Source organism: Bacillus pretiosus (genome assembly GCF_052947655.1).
In genome coordinates, this window is sequence record NZ_CM129593.1 from 2,858,078 (window position 1) to 2,873,599 (window position 15,522).

At 36.7% G+C, this 15,522-nt stretch carries 14 protein-coding genes; 6 read left to right on the forward strand and 8 right to left on the reverse strand.

Annotated elements, in window-relative coordinates; translation table 11 throughout:
• Positions 1-2: 2 nt before the first annotated feature.
• Positions 3-1,742, reverse strand: coding sequence for a sigma 54-interacting transcriptional regulator (locus ACU8YW_RS14690; RefSeq protein WP_426934334.1), 1,740 nt, complete (start codon positions 1,740-1,742; stop codon positions 3-5).
• 364 nt (positions 1,743-2,106) lie between these two features.
• A complete protein-coding gene (locus tag ACU8YW_RS14695; protein WP_088063790.1) occupies positions 2,107-3,153 on the reverse strand; it encodes a DUF2332 domain-containing protein in 1,047 nt (348 codons plus the stop codon).
• A gap of 380 nt (positions 3,154-3,533) precedes the next feature.
• Between ACU8YW_RS14695 and ACU8YW_RS14700 the strand changes: the two genes are divergently transcribed.
• The gene (locus ACU8YW_RS14700) at positions 3,534-5,036 is read left to right on the forward strand and encodes a malate:quinone oxidoreductase (RefSeq protein ID WP_000069156.1); all 1,503 of its coding nucleotides are present in this window, start codon (positions 3,534-3,536) and stop codon (positions 5,034-5,036) included.
• A 46-nt stretch (positions 5,037-5,082) separates the two neighbouring features.
• On the opposite strand, the gene lsrB is transcribed toward ACU8YW_RS14700, so the two are convergent.
• Genes lsrB through ACU8YW_RS14720 form a run of 4 tightly spaced genes read right to left on the reverse strand, consistent with a single transcriptional unit; the run spans position 5,083 to position 9,540 of the window.
• A complete protein-coding gene (gene lsrB, locus ACU8YW_RS14705; RefSeq protein ID WP_087984658.1) occupies positions 5,083-6,126 on the reverse strand; it encodes an autoinducer 2 ABC transporter substrate-binding protein LsrB in 1,044 nt (347 codons plus the stop codon).
• Positions 6,123-7,112, reverse strand: coding sequence for an ABC transporter permease subunit (locus ACU8YW_RS14710; RefSeq protein ID WP_426934335.1), 990 nt, complete (start codon positions 7,110-7,112; stop codon positions 6,123-6,125). Before ACU8YW_RS14710 ends, lsrB begins: the two co-directional genes overlap by 4 nt.
• A complete protein-coding gene (locus ACU8YW_RS14715; protein ID WP_060487174.1) occupies positions 7,109-8,062 on the reverse strand; it encodes an ABC transporter permease subunit in 954 nt (317 codons plus the stop codon). The genes ACU8YW_RS14710 and ACU8YW_RS14715 overlap by 4 nt, the downstream gene beginning before the upstream one ends.
• Entirely contained in the window at positions 8,059-9,540 is a 1,482-nt protein-coding gene (locus ACU8YW_RS14720; RefSeq protein WP_446893965.1) for a sugar ABC transporter ATP-binding protein, read from the reverse strand. Before ACU8YW_RS14720 ends, ACU8YW_RS14715 begins: the two co-directional genes overlap by 4 nt.
• A gap of 197 nt (positions 9,541-9,737) precedes the next feature.
• Here ACU8YW_RS14720 and ACU8YW_RS14725 point away from each other — a divergent pair, with 197 nt between their 5' ends.
• From ACU8YW_RS14725 to lsrF, 4 genes are read left to right on the forward strand one after another with little or no spacing between them, the layout of a single operon-like run.
• A complete protein-coding gene (locus tag ACU8YW_RS14725) occupies positions 9,738-10,670 on the forward strand; it encodes a sugar-binding transcriptional regulator (RefSeq protein ID WP_088063792.1) in 933 nt (310 codons plus the stop codon).
• Positions 10,670-12,232, forward strand: a complete 1,563-nt coding sequence (gene lsrK, locus ACU8YW_RS14730) for an autoinducer-2 kinase (protein WP_446893966.1) — start codon at positions 10,670-10,672, stop codon at positions 12,230-12,232. Before ACU8YW_RS14725 ends, lsrK begins: the two co-directional genes overlap by 1 nt.
• 26 nt (positions 12,233-12,258) lie before the next feature.
• On the forward strand, positions 12,259-12,621 hold the full coding sequence (locus ACU8YW_RS14735; RefSeq protein WP_046959771.1) for a cupin domain-containing protein: 363 nt from the start codon (positions 12,259-12,261) through the stop codon (positions 12,619-12,621).
• 6 nt (positions 12,622-12,627) lie between these two features.
• A complete protein-coding gene (gene lsrF / locus ACU8YW_RS14740; protein ID WP_262720262.1) occupies positions 12,628-13,410 on the forward strand; it encodes a 3-hydroxy-5-phosphonooxypentane-2,4-dione thiolase in 783 nt (260 codons plus the stop codon).
• A 138-nt stretch (positions 13,411-13,548) separates the two neighbouring features.
• On the opposite strand, the gene ACU8YW_RS14745 is transcribed toward lsrF, so the two are convergent.
• Positions 13,549-14,052 carry a GNAT family N-acetyltransferase gene (locus tag ACU8YW_RS14745; protein WP_088063795.1) on the reverse strand — a complete coding sequence of 168 codons (504 nt, stop codon included), beginning with the start codon at positions 14,050-14,052 and terminating at the stop codon, positions 13,549-13,551.
• Between the two features lie 244 nt (positions 14,053-14,296).
• Here ACU8YW_RS14745 and ACU8YW_RS14750 point away from each other — a divergent pair, with 244 nt between their 5' ends.
• Positions 14,297-14,899: a chorismate mutase gene (locus tag ACU8YW_RS14750; RefSeq protein ID WP_141542741.1), complete on the forward strand. Its 603-nt coding sequence runs from the start codon at positions 14,297-14,299 to the stop codon at positions 14,897-14,899.
• 143 nt (positions 14,900-15,042) lie between these two features.
• On the opposite strand, the gene ACU8YW_RS14755 is transcribed toward ACU8YW_RS14750, so the two are convergent.
• Positions 15,043-15,435, reverse strand: coding sequence for a VOC family protein (locus ACU8YW_RS14755; RefSeq protein WP_046959774.1), 393 nt, complete (start codon positions 15,433-15,435; stop codon positions 15,043-15,045).
• Between the last annotated feature and the right edge of the window lie 87 nt (positions 15,436-15,522).

The window sequence follows — 15,522 nt, forward strand, 5'->3', positions numbered from 1 at the left end:
CTTCATGACATTTCGTATTTTTCTATTTTTCTATATAAACTGGCCCGATGAATCCCCAAAATCTCGGCTGCCCCTTTTATATTTCCAGCTGTTTTTTCCAAGGCTCTCGTAATCGCACGTTTTTCAGCTGCTTCCACTTCCGCCTGCAGTAAATAACTCACCTCATGCTTATCTTGGTCCATCGTAAATATTTCATGGTTTAACTCTTCTACTAAATCTTTTTTCCGTAAATAGGCAGGAAGATGATGCACTTGAATAATCATTTCTTCTATAACATTCATCGCTCGTTCTAACACATTCTCTAGCTCTCTAATATTCCCTGGCCAATCATGCTCCATGAATATATCTCTTACTCTCTTATCCAATGAAAGAACGTTACTACCTAGCTCACCATTCAATTTCTTAATTAAAAATTCTGTTATATGTATCATATCTTCTTTTCTCTCTCGCAACGGAGGAATATCAATCTCAAACACATTCAACCTATAATATAAATCCTCCCTAAACTCCCCTCTTTGTACCATTTCGCGGAGATTCCGATGTGTTGCCGCAATGAAACGGACATCAACCTTTTGAATTTTCGTACCTCCAATTCTTTCAATCTCTTTCTCTTGCAATACACGAAGCAACTTCACCTGCATATCCAAAGACATATCACCAATTTCATCTAAAAACAACGTTCCCTTATCGGCCAATTCAATCTTTCCAGGCTTACCACCTTTTTTCGCTCCTGTAAAAGCCCCTTCTTCATATCCAAACAATTCAGCCTCCAAAAGCTCCCTTGGAATCGCAGCACAATTCAAACGAATAAATGTGCCATTAGCACGTGGACTTGCACGATGTACCGCATGTGCAAAGAGCTCTTTTCCTGTACCACTTTCTCCTCTTATCAAAACGGTAGACCGACTTTTAGAGACCTTTAAAGCCATCATTTTGACTTCTTTCATTTTTGCACTTTCTCCTATAATGCTTTGAAAGGAAAGTCGCCCTTCTTGCAGCCGCTGTAATTCAGTTTGATAGTAAGATAATTTTGATTCCATTTCACTAATTTGATCTCCCAAAGCTTTAAACTGCTGTATATCATGAAACATAATTTTACCAATTGCTCCAATAATCTTGCCTTCCTTTATGATGGGTATACGCGTTGCAATTATATTCCGATTACTTATGCGCTGGATATGTCCAATTTCCATCTGTCCCGTCTTTACGATAATATGCATTCTCGTATTCTCAACAACCTCCGTACAATGCTTTCCAATCGCTTCTTTCGGATCATCAATCCCTAAAAATTGTGCATAAGAACCACTTAAAAAATTGACAATTCCTTGTTCATTTACCCCTAGAATGCACTCAGATAGTAAATTTAGGGCACTTTCATATCGACTTATGATACTTTCCAAAGACTGTATACTTTTCCCTTTTATCTCCATAATGACAATTGATCCGTATTCTGTCTCATTCTGATATACACGGGATTCATTCGCAATTAAAACTTGGTTGCCACTCCTACATTCATACCTGAACAAACTATCATTTTGATTTACTACTAACTTTTTACGATTAGGAATAATCGTTGATATATGCTCACCTATTATTTCATTTTCTTTTTTATGTAACATGCTACAGAATAGTTTGTTGCTATATGTGATGATTCCATCATGATTTATAACAGCAATTCCGTTATTCATTACCTGAAGAGCCTGACTAGTTACCTGCAAATTCATTCGTTCGTCCATACGCATTTATTTGAAAGCCCCCTATCCAATTGTGCTCATTCTCCCATGTATTATATATTCATTTTAAATATTTACTTTCCTTTGGTTTTTCCTTTTGATGTCATAAATTCTTAAACTAGTAATATAACTCATTAACCAGCGCCTTCTTTTTTTTGTACTAGCAACGGTTTTATAATCCACTTTCTATAGCTTCTTTTGGAAGATGCTTATCTCATGGGCCATTTTCAACATGCTGTAGGGACATGTTTAACACTTACATTGGATGCATAGAACAAGTTTAATAAAAAGCAAAAACAGTTGACTGATTACCTTCTGTCAACTGTTTTTATTACGAATATTGGTGACGAAACCCATAATTGTTAGGTTTCCTTTAGCATAAAGTTCGGTCTCCAATTTTCCAGCTAAACCATCTCCCATGCCCTTCGGTTTCTCCAACCGTTTCACGATATTCGTTTCCGTTAATATAATAATCAATATGAAGGTCCCGGTCCCACATGTTGTTATATAGGTGGAATACATCACGTTTTGCACCGATTTCTTGTATTTGTTTTTCTAACTTACGTTTTACTTGTTCAGGTATTTGATTTGCGACGTGTGTATGGAAAATACAGATTATAGCATCTTTACTTATTTGTTCGATGATAGATGGCAATAGCTCCACACCGTCTCCTTCTATTAATTGAACAGATTCAGTTTTCACTAAAGATGCTGCTTGGTCAAACATTTCAAGTCTTTCTTTATGCTCTGGCCAAATGAGTGCACGTAGCCACAAATAATCTTCATTACTATGTAAATCATTTACATGTAAATCTAGTCCTATTCTTTCTGCGACAGATGGACTTTCTTTTAGAAAATGAGGCACATTCTCTCCTCTTATTTCAGAAGTTACATGCACATTCGAGTTTATATTTCCGTATGTTACATCTGTTCCATACGAATAGCTATATTGATCCCAGAACAGTTGTAATCCAGAACTTGTCCCAATTTCAATTAACGCTAATTGTTTTTTCACTTTATTAAATATGTAACAAAAACTTGGGTATAAGTACGCACATCGCCTTACTTCATTCGTTTGAACGAGTTTCGTTTGTAATAAGGTAATGATTTCTTCTCGATACGTTTTACAGAAATCTTTAAAATAATCAAAAGCTTGATTTAAATCCGTATTAGCATTTTCAACTAAGCTACTGTAATACATTTTTAAATGATGTTCTTTCCCTGATAGTAATAAATAATGTACAGCACCTAATAATAAGTTTGGAATTGGTTGGCCTACTTGAGCGTAGGAAGATAGTGTAAGTACTTCCTCATCTTCAGCAATTTTTATTGATAAGTATTCATATAAATCACTTGACCCTTTACATTCCTTTATTGAAAAATTTCGAAATAAGTTTGCGATTTGTTCTTGTGTACGCATTGGTATCCCTCCTTTTCATTTTACAGAATAACCATACTATTATCAGAGGTAAAATTCCATAAAAAGGTATCTTTTCTACCCATTCTACGATACGTAAGCTTTTTCGGGATAATTTCAAACTGTAATTTTTTTCTATTTATCACCTTAAAAGAGCTTGTTAAATAAGATTTTTGGCGAATAAAACGTTAAATAGTTTAAAATTATCAGATAACACTAGATATTTTAGTCTATTAATTATTATAATAGAGTATGAGATGGTTATACAATTGAGACAAAAAAGGTAAATACCTAGGTGGGGCCTAGGCGGTGTTTCTCTTTTACGGCTTAGACATAGAAAACACCTACTCTTTTTTGCCAATATAGGGGATGGAGAGATTATCATGAGCAACATGCAGCAAAAAACAGACGTTATCTTAATTGGTGCAGGAATTATGAGTGCAACGTTAGGCTCATTACTAAAAGAATTAGCACCTGAATGGGAAATTAAAGTTTTTGAAAAACTCGCAAGTGCCGGGGAAGAAAGCTCTAATGAATGGAATAATGCAGGTACAGGGCATTCTGCGCTATGCGAACTGAACTATACTTCCGAAAAATCTGACGGATCTATAGATATTAGTAAGGCTGTAAAAGTGAATGAGCAATTCCAGCTTTCAAGACAATTTTGGGCATATCTTGTAAAAAGTAAATTAATTCGTAATCCACAAGATTTCATTATGCCTCTACCTCATATGAGTTTAGTACAAGGTGAAAAAAATGTTGAGTTTCTAAAAAACCGTTTTGAAGCGCTTTCAAAAAATCCACTGTTTCAAGGTATGGAATTTTCCGATGCTCCTGAAACATTAAAAAAATGGCTTCCACTCATTATGGAAGGACGTACACCTAACGAACCAATGGCTGCAACGAAGATTGATTCTGGAACAGATGTTAACTTCGGTGCATTAACACGTATGTTGTTTGATTACTTACAAACGAAAAATGTCGAGCTAAACTACAAACATAGTGTCGAAAATATTAAACGCACAAAGAATGGTTTGTGGGAAGTAAAAGTACACGATATGAATAGTGGTAAAATTGAGCATCACACTGCAAAATTCGTCTTTATCGGCGGCGGTGGCGGTAGTCTACCTCTACTACAAAAGACTGGTATCCCTGAATCAAAACATATTGGTGGATTCCCTGTAAGTGGACTATTTATGGTATGTAAAAACCAAAAAGTTGTCGAGCAACATCATGCGAAAGTATATGGTAAAGCTAAAGTTGGCGCTCCGCCAATGTCTGTACCTCACCTTGATACGAGATATATAGACAATAAAAAAGCTTTACTATTTGGACCGTTCGCAGGGTTCTCTCCTAAGTTCTTAAAAACTGGCTCAAACCTTGACTTAATTGGTTCTGTAAAACCAAATAACGTCTTAACGATGTTAGCTGCTGGTGTAAAAGAAATGGGATTAACAAAATACTTAATTCAGCAAGTTATGTTATCTCACGAAAAACGTATGGAAGAATTACGCGAATTCATTCCGAACGCGAAAAGTGAAGATTGGGATATTGTAGTTGCTGGGCAACGTGTACAAGTAATTAAAGATACTGATGCTGGCGGTAAAGGTACACTTCAATTCGGTACTGAAGTTGTTAGTGCAGCTGACGGCTCAATCGCTGCATTACTAGGTGCTTCACCAGGTGCCTCTACTGCCGTTCACGTCATGCTTGAAGTATTAGAAAAATGTTTCCCGAGCCGCATGGTAGAATGGGAAGAAAAAATAAAAGAAATGATTCCTTCTTATGGCATTTCACTAACTGAAAATCCAAGATTGTTCCAAGACCTTCACACTTCTACAGGTCGTACGCTTGGATTAAATGAAAAAGAAACGGTTCATAATTAAAGAAGTTATTAAAAAACGTCCGATTTATTCGGACGTTTTTTTGTTACTAAAAATTATATTTATCAATATTCTCTTTCGTAAATACAACCCGCTCTGGTAATACTATAATTCCATTTCCTTCTGCTTCATAATCATAACCTTGGATGGAGTTTGGCTCTACTTTCACTTTTCCGATTCCTTTTACTTCGAAACTATCCCCTACTTTTAACTTCTTCCCTTTTACTACTATTTCATTTGCTACATACGTTGCGAGTGCACCTTGTTGTTTTACATCCCATAATCCAAATTGTTGTACTGTTCCACGTTTTACGTAATCACGCATAACGTTTGGTGTGGAAAAACCAGTTACGACTACTTTTTTATCCATTTTTAAGTTTTCAGCTGCTTGTGCCATCGCTGGTAGTGCCGTTGCATCCGGGCAAATGACTGCATTAATATCTGGATATGTTTTTAAAATGTTCTCTCCTACAGATAAAGATTTTTGCGCATTATTTTCACCATACTGCGTCGTTACAATTTCCCAGCTTGGATATTTCTTTTTAATAATTTCTTTCGCTTTCGTTACCCATTGGTTTTGATCCGTTACTGTTGGGCTAGAATAAAAGAAAGCTACTTTTCCTTTATCTCCAATTTGTTTGGAAGTCATTTCAATTAATAAATTAGCAAGTTGATCTGGTGTTCCTTGGCTTATATAAAATGATCGGTCTTTCGGATTCACATCAGAATCCCACGTTAAAACAGTCATTCCTTTTTTCTTAGCTCGTTGCAATGATTGCGATAGACCATCTACTGAAGTAGATGAGACCATAAGTGCATCATAGTTTTGATTAATAAAGTTGTTTATATATTTCACTTGCCCTGATACGCTTGCTTCAGACGGTCCATCATATTTCACATGTACGCCTAACTTATCTCCCATCTCTTTTGCTCCTTCACCGCCCGATGTAAAGAAGCCAACTCCAGTTAATTTCGGAATGAATGCAAATTTCACATCATCTGCCCTTTTCTTATCTGCCGTTTGACTAGAGCAAGCGATTAAACCGATTAAACAAATGCATACAATGAATACAATCCCCAGTTTTCTCTTCATGACATTTCCCCCTTATGCAAGTTCTTTCTTTTCCACGGTGTGAATTGATGTAATTTGAAATGTCTCATAATAACTGAAAGAATAAGAATAATACCAATAACTACGTTAGATTGTTCATTTGTTAAACCCGTCATTTGCAAGCCATACTGCATTAACCCAATAAAAATACTCGCCAGTACAGTACCGATAATACTTCCTTTTCCCCCTGTAATAAGTGTCCCGCCTAATACGACTGCTGTAATGATTGGTAAAATCGTTTCACTTCCCATATCAGCACGTGCGGAGCTGAAATATGCAGTTAAGAAAGCGCCTCCTAATCCACCTCCTAACCCGGAAAGTATGTAAGCGATGATGACTACTTTTTTCGTTTTGATCCCAGTGTATTTTGCTGCATTTTCGTTTGCACCAGTTAATTTGACGTGGCGCCCATAAATAGTACGGTGAAACAATACAGTACATAAAATCGTTAATATAATCAATAACCATAATAAATTCGGTATCCCTATAAAACTACCGTTTGCCAGTTGTACAAATGCGTCAGGCAAACCACCTATCCCTTCATATCCAGAAGCACCTGCCCCTCCTGAAATGACGAGTGCAATTCCGCCGTATAAAAACATTGTTCCGAGTGTAACGACAAGTGGCTCTACGTCTGTCATTTTTATAATGAATCCGTTTAAAGCTCCTGCTAAACAGCTGATTAAAAGAGCTAATATGACCGCTAGCAAAATAGGTATTCCATTCATCCAAAGTACACCAATTATAATCGAAGTTAACCCCATAATAGATCCTACAGAAACGTCAATTCCTCCTGTTACAATAACGAAAGTCATTGGTATCGCTGCGATTGCTATAAATAGAAAATCATTTGTACTAAAAAGGAGATTACTAATATTTAAGAAATCACTACTTATAAAACTAAAGAGAATGAATTCTATAAAAAGTAATACAATTAGAACACCTTTCCATCTGTACAAATACTTCATAGATTCATCCTCCTTTCCGCCTTCCACTTTTTCATAACACTATCTAATATAACGATTACTAATAATAAAAACCCTGAAATAGCATTATTCCAAAACGCAGGTATTTTTAAAAAGACAAGTGAACTACTAATCGCCTCTAAAAATACTGCTCCTAATGCAGCTCCAACTATAGAACCCGTTCCTCCTTTTAAATGAATTCCCCCTAGTACAGCAGCTGCGATAACCTGTAGTTCTATCCCGGTACCTGTTTGATTTGGTACGAACCCGATATTCATGACAAATATGCAACCAGCGAGAGCAGCGCTTATGCCAGATATAATAAACGCATATATCTTCACTTTATTAACTGGTATACCAATGAGTCTCGCGCCATCTTCATTATCACCTACCGCATAGAAGTATCTTCCGAATGGCACTTTCCTTAAAAAGAAGTATAGTAGTAGTAAAATAATAAGAACAACCCATACAATTATCGGCAAACCAAATATGACGATCGATGACAGTTGCTTAAAATTGTTTGGTATGTCTTCAATCCACTTTCCGCCTGTGAAAATTAACATCGCACCTCTAATGATCCCTAACATACCTAATGTCATAATAATAGCTGGTACCCGAAACTTCGCAACGCCAATCCCATTTATAAAACCGAGAATAGCGCCAAGTAAAATAGCAGCAAGTATGGACAAAAATGCATGATATCCATCCGTTAACAACATCCCGCAAACAGCTGCGCTTAATCCCATAATTGAACCGACTGATACGTCTATATTTTTCGTAAATAAGACGAACGATTGGCCAATTGCTAGCACAACTAAAATAACGCTTGATTTCATCATTAAAGATAACGAGTTAAGCTGAACGAAACTTGGATTTATCATTCCGACAATGGCAATGTAAATGAGTAATAATAGTATGATAGATGTTTCGTGCATTTTATACATACGTTTCATTCCGTTACACCTCCGTATGCAAGACGTGTAACTTCATCTACAGTCATATTTTGTTTCTCTAAATGAGAAACAAATTGTCCATTTCGCATTACATATACACGATTTACTAATTGAACGATTTCTTCAACATCGGAAGAGATTAATAATATTGCGAGTCCTTCCCTTTTCATTTTTTCTATCGTCTCATATACTTCAATCCTTGCTTTCGCATCAATTCCGCGAGTCGGTTCATCAAGAATAATAATTTTTGGATTACACGCAAGATATTTTGCAAGCACGACTTTTTGCTGATTACCTCCCGATAAAGATGCTAGAACTTCATCCATGCTTCGTACAACAATTCGAAACTGTTCTATATACGCCTTCAATAAAGCGCTTTCTCTTTCTTGGTTAATGAAAAATCGACTATTCTGATGTAAACTTGCTGCAGTCATATTTTCTTTAACCGATGCAATTGAGAAAATACCATTTCTTGCTCTATCCTCTGGCACATAAACTAATCCCTCGCTAAGTCTTTTATGCAAAGAGCATGAATCAATTGATTTTCCTTCTAATAAAATAGAACCTGATTTTATAGACTTCAATCCAAATATGGTTTCTGCTAATTCCGTTCTGCCTGATCCAACAATGCCAGCAATTCCTACAATCTCTCCAGCATGTACAGTAAATGATATATTTTCGAATGCGTGACTCGTTATATCAATTACTTCTAATATTTTTTTCGTTTCTTTTGTCTCTTGCACTATTTCTCTTTTCTCTTCTTGTTTATACCCTTTCGGCAATAACCCCTCCATTAGCATGTCATATGTATAGTCACATACATCACCTTGGCTTACAATCATTCCATCACGTAATATCGCTACTTTGTTGGCAATTTCAAAGATTTCTGGAAAGCGATGCGTAATATATATCATTCCAATTCCTTTTTCTTGTAAACTTTTCATCAGCACAAAAAGACTCTTTATTTCGTGAGTTGTTAATGTCGATGTTGGCTCATCTAAAATAAGAATCTCGGCTTGCCGTATTAATCCTCTAACGATTTCTACTAACTGTTGCTGCGCAATGGATAGTGATCCTCCTAATTCTTTAAGGTCAATATCCCATCTTAAACTGTCAATCAATTGCTGAATCTTTACTTTTAATTCCTTTTTCTTCCCTTTTAGTCCGATACATATATTTTCTTCAATGGTCATATGCGGAAAAATGAGTGGTTCTTGTGGTATTAAGTAAATCCCTTCTCGGTGTGCTTTTTCCGGATTTACAAACTGTTTCCTCATTCCTTTTACATACATTTCTCCACTATCATACGAATATAACCCCGTTAATATTTTCATTAATGTTGATTTTCCAGCACCATTTCCTCCAACTAAAGCGTATATATCGCCACGCTCTACTTGTAAGTTCACCTCTTTTAACACATGTTGATTTGAAAACGCCTTACTCATTTTCTTTACATGTAATAAAGGTACGTTCTCCACATGATGTCACCTGCCTTCATCCAGAACATTTTTTGAGAAAATGATTATTTGTTCTACTTGTTTTGTAGCATTGTATATTTCTTTTTTCATATCTAGAACACTTTTTTCATCAGACAATTAATCGTTTCAACTGGAATAAACAAAATACATGGCACATATGTTTAAGCAGTGGTCAATTGTTGAAAGGGATGACGCGTATGACACAGCTGAACTTTGAAGAGAATTTATTAACTAAAGTAGCTTGGTACTATTATAAAGACCAATTAACACAACAGGAAATTGCTTCACTTCTTCACATTTCAAGAAATAAAGTTGTCCGATTATTAGATAAGGCGCGCAGTGAAGGTATCGTTACATTTCACGTAAAAGGGACTGGTTTACACTGTTTAAGTATTGAGCGTGACCTAATGAAAAAATTCCATTTAAAAGATGCTTTCATTATCCCTACTCCAATAAACAATTATCACGCTTCTCTCGGAAAAGCTGCTGCACAGTATTTAGAAACTCAGCTCCAACAAGGCAATTTACTCGGCATTGGCTGGGGTGAAACGATTAGCAAAATGCTAGAAAACATTCATTTTGAAACTTCTATTAATCTTTCAATTGTAACGCTAACAGGCGGAGTAAATCACTATCTCCCGAGAAAACAAAACTATTTTCACTACATGCAAGGCGATTTTCACATTATCCCTACGCCGTTTCTAGCATCTACAACCGAAATGGCACAAAGTATTCTATCAGAACCGAGTGTAAAAGATATGCTTCATGTCGCTTCACTTGCTCATACAGCAGTTGTTGGCATTGGCGGGCTATCCCAAGACGCAACTATTGTAAAAGAAGAAAAATTAACACTACGTGAGATGACATATATTCGTAGTCAAAACGGTGCTGGCGATATTTTAGGGCAGTTTTATAATACGAATGGTGATTTATTAAAGCTCCCACATCATAATCGACTAATTGGTACGCCGCTCTCGATTCTGCGCAAAATGAAACATGTCGTTGGTGTTGCTGGAGGTATAGAAAAGATAGATGCAATTTATGGTGCCTTAAAAGGAAAGTTCATTCATACATTAATTACCGATGAGGAAACGGCCCTCTCCTTATTACGAAAGGATGGTGATTGTTAATGTCTCATTTATTAGCTTTTGATGCTGGTACAGGAAGCATTCGAGCTGTTCTTTTTGATTTACTAGGTAATCAAATTGCGGTCAGTCAAAAAGAATGGGTTCATAAAACGGATCCTTGTTATCCAGGCTCTATGAATTTTGATGTAAAAGAAAACTGGCAACTTGTACAACAATGCACGAAAGAAGTTTTACAAAGAAGTAATGTCTCGCCCTCTTCTATTCAAGCTATTAGCGCTACTAGTATGCGAGAAGGTTTTGTTTTATATGATAAAGATGGGCAAGAAATTTGGGCTTGTGCAAATGTTGATGGGCGCGCATCCGCCGAAGTTAGTGAACTAAAAGAAATTCGGTCACATCTTGAAGAAGAATTATATACAAGATCTGGTCAAACTTTTTCATTAGGTGCTTTACCCCGCCTACTTTGGATTAAAAAACATGAACCAGACGTCTATAATGCTATTCACTCTTTTACGATGTTAAACGATTGGATTTTATATAAATTAAGCGGCGTGCTGCAAATCGATCCATCAAATGGATGTACGTCCGGTATTTTTGACCTGCAAAATAGAGTATGGGATAACGATGTCGCTATCGAGTGCGGTTTAACGTTACCATTTTCAACAACAGTAAATGAAGCGGGTACAGTAATTGGCAACGTCACAAAAGAGTGTGCAGCATTAACTGGATTATGTGAAGGAATTCCTGTCGCCGCCGGGGGCGGAGATGCACAAATGGCCTCACTTGGAACAGGAGTCGTGAAACCTAATCAAACGTTAATATGCGGAGGTAGTTTTTGGCAACAAGAAGTCAATGTTACAGAACCAAAAACAGATCCACATGCTTCCATTCGGGTAAATTGTCACGTCGTACCTAACCTTTGGCAATATGAAACGATTGCCTTTTTCCCAGGCCTTGTTATGCGCTGGTTTCGAGACGCTTTTTGCCATGAGGAAAAGAAACTTGCTGACAAACTCGGTGTAGATGCTTATACATTATTAGAAGAACAAGCGAAAGACGTACCTGTTGGTTCACATGGCATTATCCCTACCTTTTCAAATGTTATGAACTACATTTCTTGGCGTCATGCCGCACCTTCTTTTTTAAATTTAAGTTTAGATGCAGACAAATGCGGAAAAAAAGAACTGTTCCGTGCTATTGAAGAAAATGCTGCCTTCGTTACACTTGGCAACTTAAAATTAATAGAAAATCTAACAGGGACATTCCCTTCTGAAGTCATTTTTGCTGGCGGTGCTGCTAAAGGAAAACTATGGCCACAAATTTTATCGGACGTCCTTGGTATTCCTGTAAAAGTACCTGTTGTGAAAGAAGCAGCTGCTTTAGGAACTGCGATTGCTGCTGGAGTTGGCGCTGGCATATATTCAGCTATGGAAGAAACTGCTGAACAGTTTGTACAGTGGGAGCACACATTTGAACCAGTTACTGAAAATCATGAACTATATAAAGAATTCTATGAAACATGGAAAACTGTGTATAACAGTCAACTCGCTTTAGCTGATAAAGGGCTCACCTCACATATGTGGATTGCGCCTGGTGCTCTGTAACACATTACATAAAGGAGTGAAAAAGTATGTTAAAAGCGAATGAAAATGACTTCTCCTATCGCTTCGGTGATAATGGGCCGAAATATTTAATACAAGGTCCGAATATTGATCTTGGCCTTGTTGTCATTCAGCCTGGGCAAGAGTTTCAAAATCACTACCATACGACGTGCGAGGAAGTCTTTTATGCATTAGAAGGTGAAATTGATTTCTATGTGAATAACGAAAAAGTTCCGATTAAACAAGGCGATGTATTGCAAGTTCGCCCTCATGAATCTCACTATCTTATTAACCATTCTGACAAACCTTTTAAAGCAGTTTTTATTAAGTCACCACATTTACCAAATAAAGATACGGTACAAACGGAAAATCCAACATTAACGAAGGAGTGATTTCTAATGACTTGGGGATTTAAAAATCGATTAAATACAATTTTTCCTGATGGAAGAGCGGTTATGTTAGCGATAGATCACGGCTACTTTTTAGGACCCATTCACGGGCTAGAACAGCCACTTGAAACAGTTAAAAACTTACTTCCTTACACAGATTCCCTCTTTTTAACTCGAGGTGTACTTAGCTCCTGTATTCCTGAAAACTGCAGCACACCGATGGTTATGCGTGTTTCAGGTGGAGCTACTGTCGTCGGTAAAGATTTAGCGAATGAAACAATTGTTACACCAGTAAAAGAAGCAGTAAAACAAAACGCAATTGGCGTCGGTGTTTCTGTTTTCGTCGGATCAGACTATGAAACACAAACTGTTTCAAATCTCGCAAATGTAGTTTCAGAAGCTCACGATTACGGTCTACCAGTACTCGGTATTACCGCTGTTGCGAAAGAATTACAAAAACGTGAAGCACGCTTTCTAGCACTCGCTTCCCGCGTATGTGTTGAAATGGGTGCTGACATTATTAAAACGTATTACTGCGAAGGATTCGAAAAAATCACCAGCACTTGCCCTGCCCCAGTTGTAATCGCTGGTGGTCCAAAACTCGATTCAATTGAAGACGCATTAAACATTACGTACAATGCACTGCAAGAAGGCGCAATCGGCGTAGATATGGGGCGAAACATATGGCAATCTGAACATCCTGCTGCGATGATTCAAGCGATTCATGGCATTGTGAAGAATAGATTGAATGTGAAAGAGGCACTCCAATTATTCGACGATGTAAAAAATTAAAATAAACGACAGACTATTACTCTTAAATATATACAAAATTAATATTTACTATAAAGAAAAACCTCTATGTTAGATTACTAAGTAACCTAGCATAGAGGTTTTCTTTTACATTTTTTTGTTCCGGATTTAGTCAGATTTCTACAGATCGCGTACGTTCCAAACAATCTCACCGCGCTCCCCCCACGTACTGTGATGCCGATGAAACCCTATCTTTTCTAATACCCGGAAAGACGCTGTATTCCAAGCACCTACAGTTGACCAAAGTCTTTGGCGCCCCGTAGCGATCGCGGCCTCAAGCACTGCTGATGCTGCCTCTGTCGCATAACCTTTTCGATGAGCACTTTGGAACAACTCATATGCAATCTCTGGCTCTTCAAGCGTGGAACGACCGATGATTAAACCACAGTATCCGATGAAATCCCCTTCTTCTCGCCTACGTATAGTAAGAAGAGAAATACCATTTTCAGTTGCTTTCTTGCGCATTTCGATAAGAGAGCTACGAACAGATTCAATGGTTGGCATGTCCACACCACGTTCACCAATTAATTGTCTCAGCCAGACTGCATCAGATTCCTCCCACATATTCAGATCGAGTCGTTCCGTTTTTAACTGGAACGCCATATCTTTAAAAACAGCTGTCATAGCGGTAACCTCCTATTGATTTCACTGTACTACTTATAATAGTTTCGTACTTTACCATATGGGAAACCTGCTTGATTCATACATTATTATTATTTTATGCATAAGCAATTCCTCTGCTAAATAGACCTTGTTATCAAACTTCATTTTAAGTCTACAATATTTGATTTATGAATGAGTTTAAATTTACATTTAAAAATGTATCGCACTTTCTTTTTTGTTAAAATAAAGAAAAGGAGGAATGATTATGAAACGAATGGGTTTTGAACGGCCTACTGATTATTACGATGAAAGGTTATATACTATCGATGAAAAAATTTGTGCCCTATTAAAAGAACGAAAAGAACTTTCAGATGGTGATCCAGGTTTTCCACATGATGAAGCCATTTATAAATGGGCAAAGCAATACGGATTCTATCCAGACTATTTAAATTCACTATTCTCTTCCATGATGGACGAAGGTGAATTTAAACCTCGCGTCGAACCAACTACATTCAAAAAACATTTACCTGTTTTTAAATCTTATGAACATGATGGTATCATGTATACCGTAACTTTTATTCGGCAATATGCAAATGCTAGTGTAGTTTATTTATATAGCGATTGGGATTCCACTGATAAAGTTTTTAATGAAAATAAGCCTCATAGTTTCTTCCAATTATCAATAGATGATACATATGACTGCTGGCCTGAAGGTGGTGGCGGTACTGATGGACATTTGAGTCATCATTTCGTTGTATCTCCTGCCCTTCCTGATAATTCGTCTGGAATTAGATTACGATTTAAAGAACTTAATATACCGTTTAGGAAAGATCAAGCTGTGATTGAATTTGAGATTCAGATAGATTAATAAAAAGGCTGTCTCACAAACCCTTTTCCTGACTAAAATTCGTTTATTTTTACTTTTATGTCCCTTAAAATAATTAAGCCCCTTTCCAAACTGGATAAGGGGTATAGTTACATCTTCATGCAATTACTATTGTAAATTTGTTATTAAATTTTCTTACCATCTTTATAGTCAAGGCAGGACACTTCAATTAACAATCCATTAAACATTGAAAAATAAAAACCGTAACTACTACCTCTCATTGCATACGGTTCCTTGTCTATTTCAATGCCACCAGCTACTAAACGATTATATGTTTGATCAACTTCACTTGAAGTATCCACTAAAAAACCAATATGAAAAGCTTCAGGGTACATAACTTCCTTATTTCCCTTAAATGCTTTTGGATCGCTTAGCACAAGTATAAATCCACTCTCATCACTCATCACTACTAGTGCCTTCCCCTTTTGCTCCAAAAATTGAAAATCAAAAAATGTTTCAAAGAAATGTCTCGCTTCTGATAAATCATCAACACATAGATTCAAATGATTTAACTTCATTTACTCATCTCCTATTAAACAGAAGTTATATAGACTCATATCCATAACACCTAAATATGTAAAGCAAGATATTCAAGCGTTCCGTCT

Bases quoted from the DNA above. Each gene is read 5' to 3' on its own strand.
- ACU8YW_RS14690 (WP_426934334.1), bottom strand. From the start codon at position 1,742: ATGCGTATGGACGAACGAATGAATTTGCAGGTAACTAGTCAGGCTCTT.
- ACU8YW_RS14695 (WP_088063790.1), bottom strand. From the start codon at position 3,153: ATGCGTACACAAGAACAAATCGCAAACTTATTTCGAAATTTTTCAATA.
- ACU8YW_RS14700 (WP_000069156.1), top strand. From the start codon at position 3,534: ATGAGCAACATGCAGCAAAAAACAGACGTTATCTTAATTGGTGCAGGA.
- lsrB (WP_087984658.1), bottom strand. From the start codon at position 6,126: ATGAAGAGAAAACTGGGGATTGTATTCATTGTATGCATTTGTTTAATC.
- ACU8YW_RS14710 (WP_426934335.1), bottom strand. From the start codon at position 7,112: ATGAAGTATTTGTACAGATGGAAAGGTGTTCTAATTGTATTACTTTTT.
- ACU8YW_RS14715 (WP_060487174.1), bottom strand. From the start codon at position 8,062: ATGAAACGTATGTATAAAATGCACGAAACATCTATCATACTATTATTA.
- ACU8YW_RS14725 (WP_088063792.1), top strand. From the start codon at position 9,738: ATGACACAGCTGAACTTTGAAGAGAATTTATTAACTAAAGTAGCTTGG.
- lsrK (WP_446893966.1), top strand. From the start codon at position 10,670: ATGTCTCATTTATTAGCTTTTGATGCTGGTACAGGAAGCATTCGAGCT.
- ACU8YW_RS14735 (WP_046959771.1), top strand. From the start codon at position 12,259: ATGTTAAAAGCGAATGAAAATGACTTCTCCTATCGCTTCGGTGATAAT.
- lsrF (WP_262720262.1), top strand. From the start codon at position 12,628: ATGACTTGGGGATTTAAAAATCGATTAAATACAATTTTTCCTGATGGA.
- ACU8YW_RS14745 (WP_088063795.1), bottom strand. From the start codon at position 14,052: ATGACAGCTGTTTTTAAAGATATGGCGTTCCAGTTAAAAACGGAACGA.
- ACU8YW_RS14750 (WP_141542741.1), top strand. From the start codon at position 14,297: ATGAAACGAATGGGTTTTGAACGGCCTACTGATTATTACGATGAAAGG.
- ACU8YW_RS14755 (WP_046959774.1), bottom strand. From the start codon at position 15,435: ATGAAGTTAAATCATTTGAATCTATGTGTTGATGATTTATCAGAAGCG.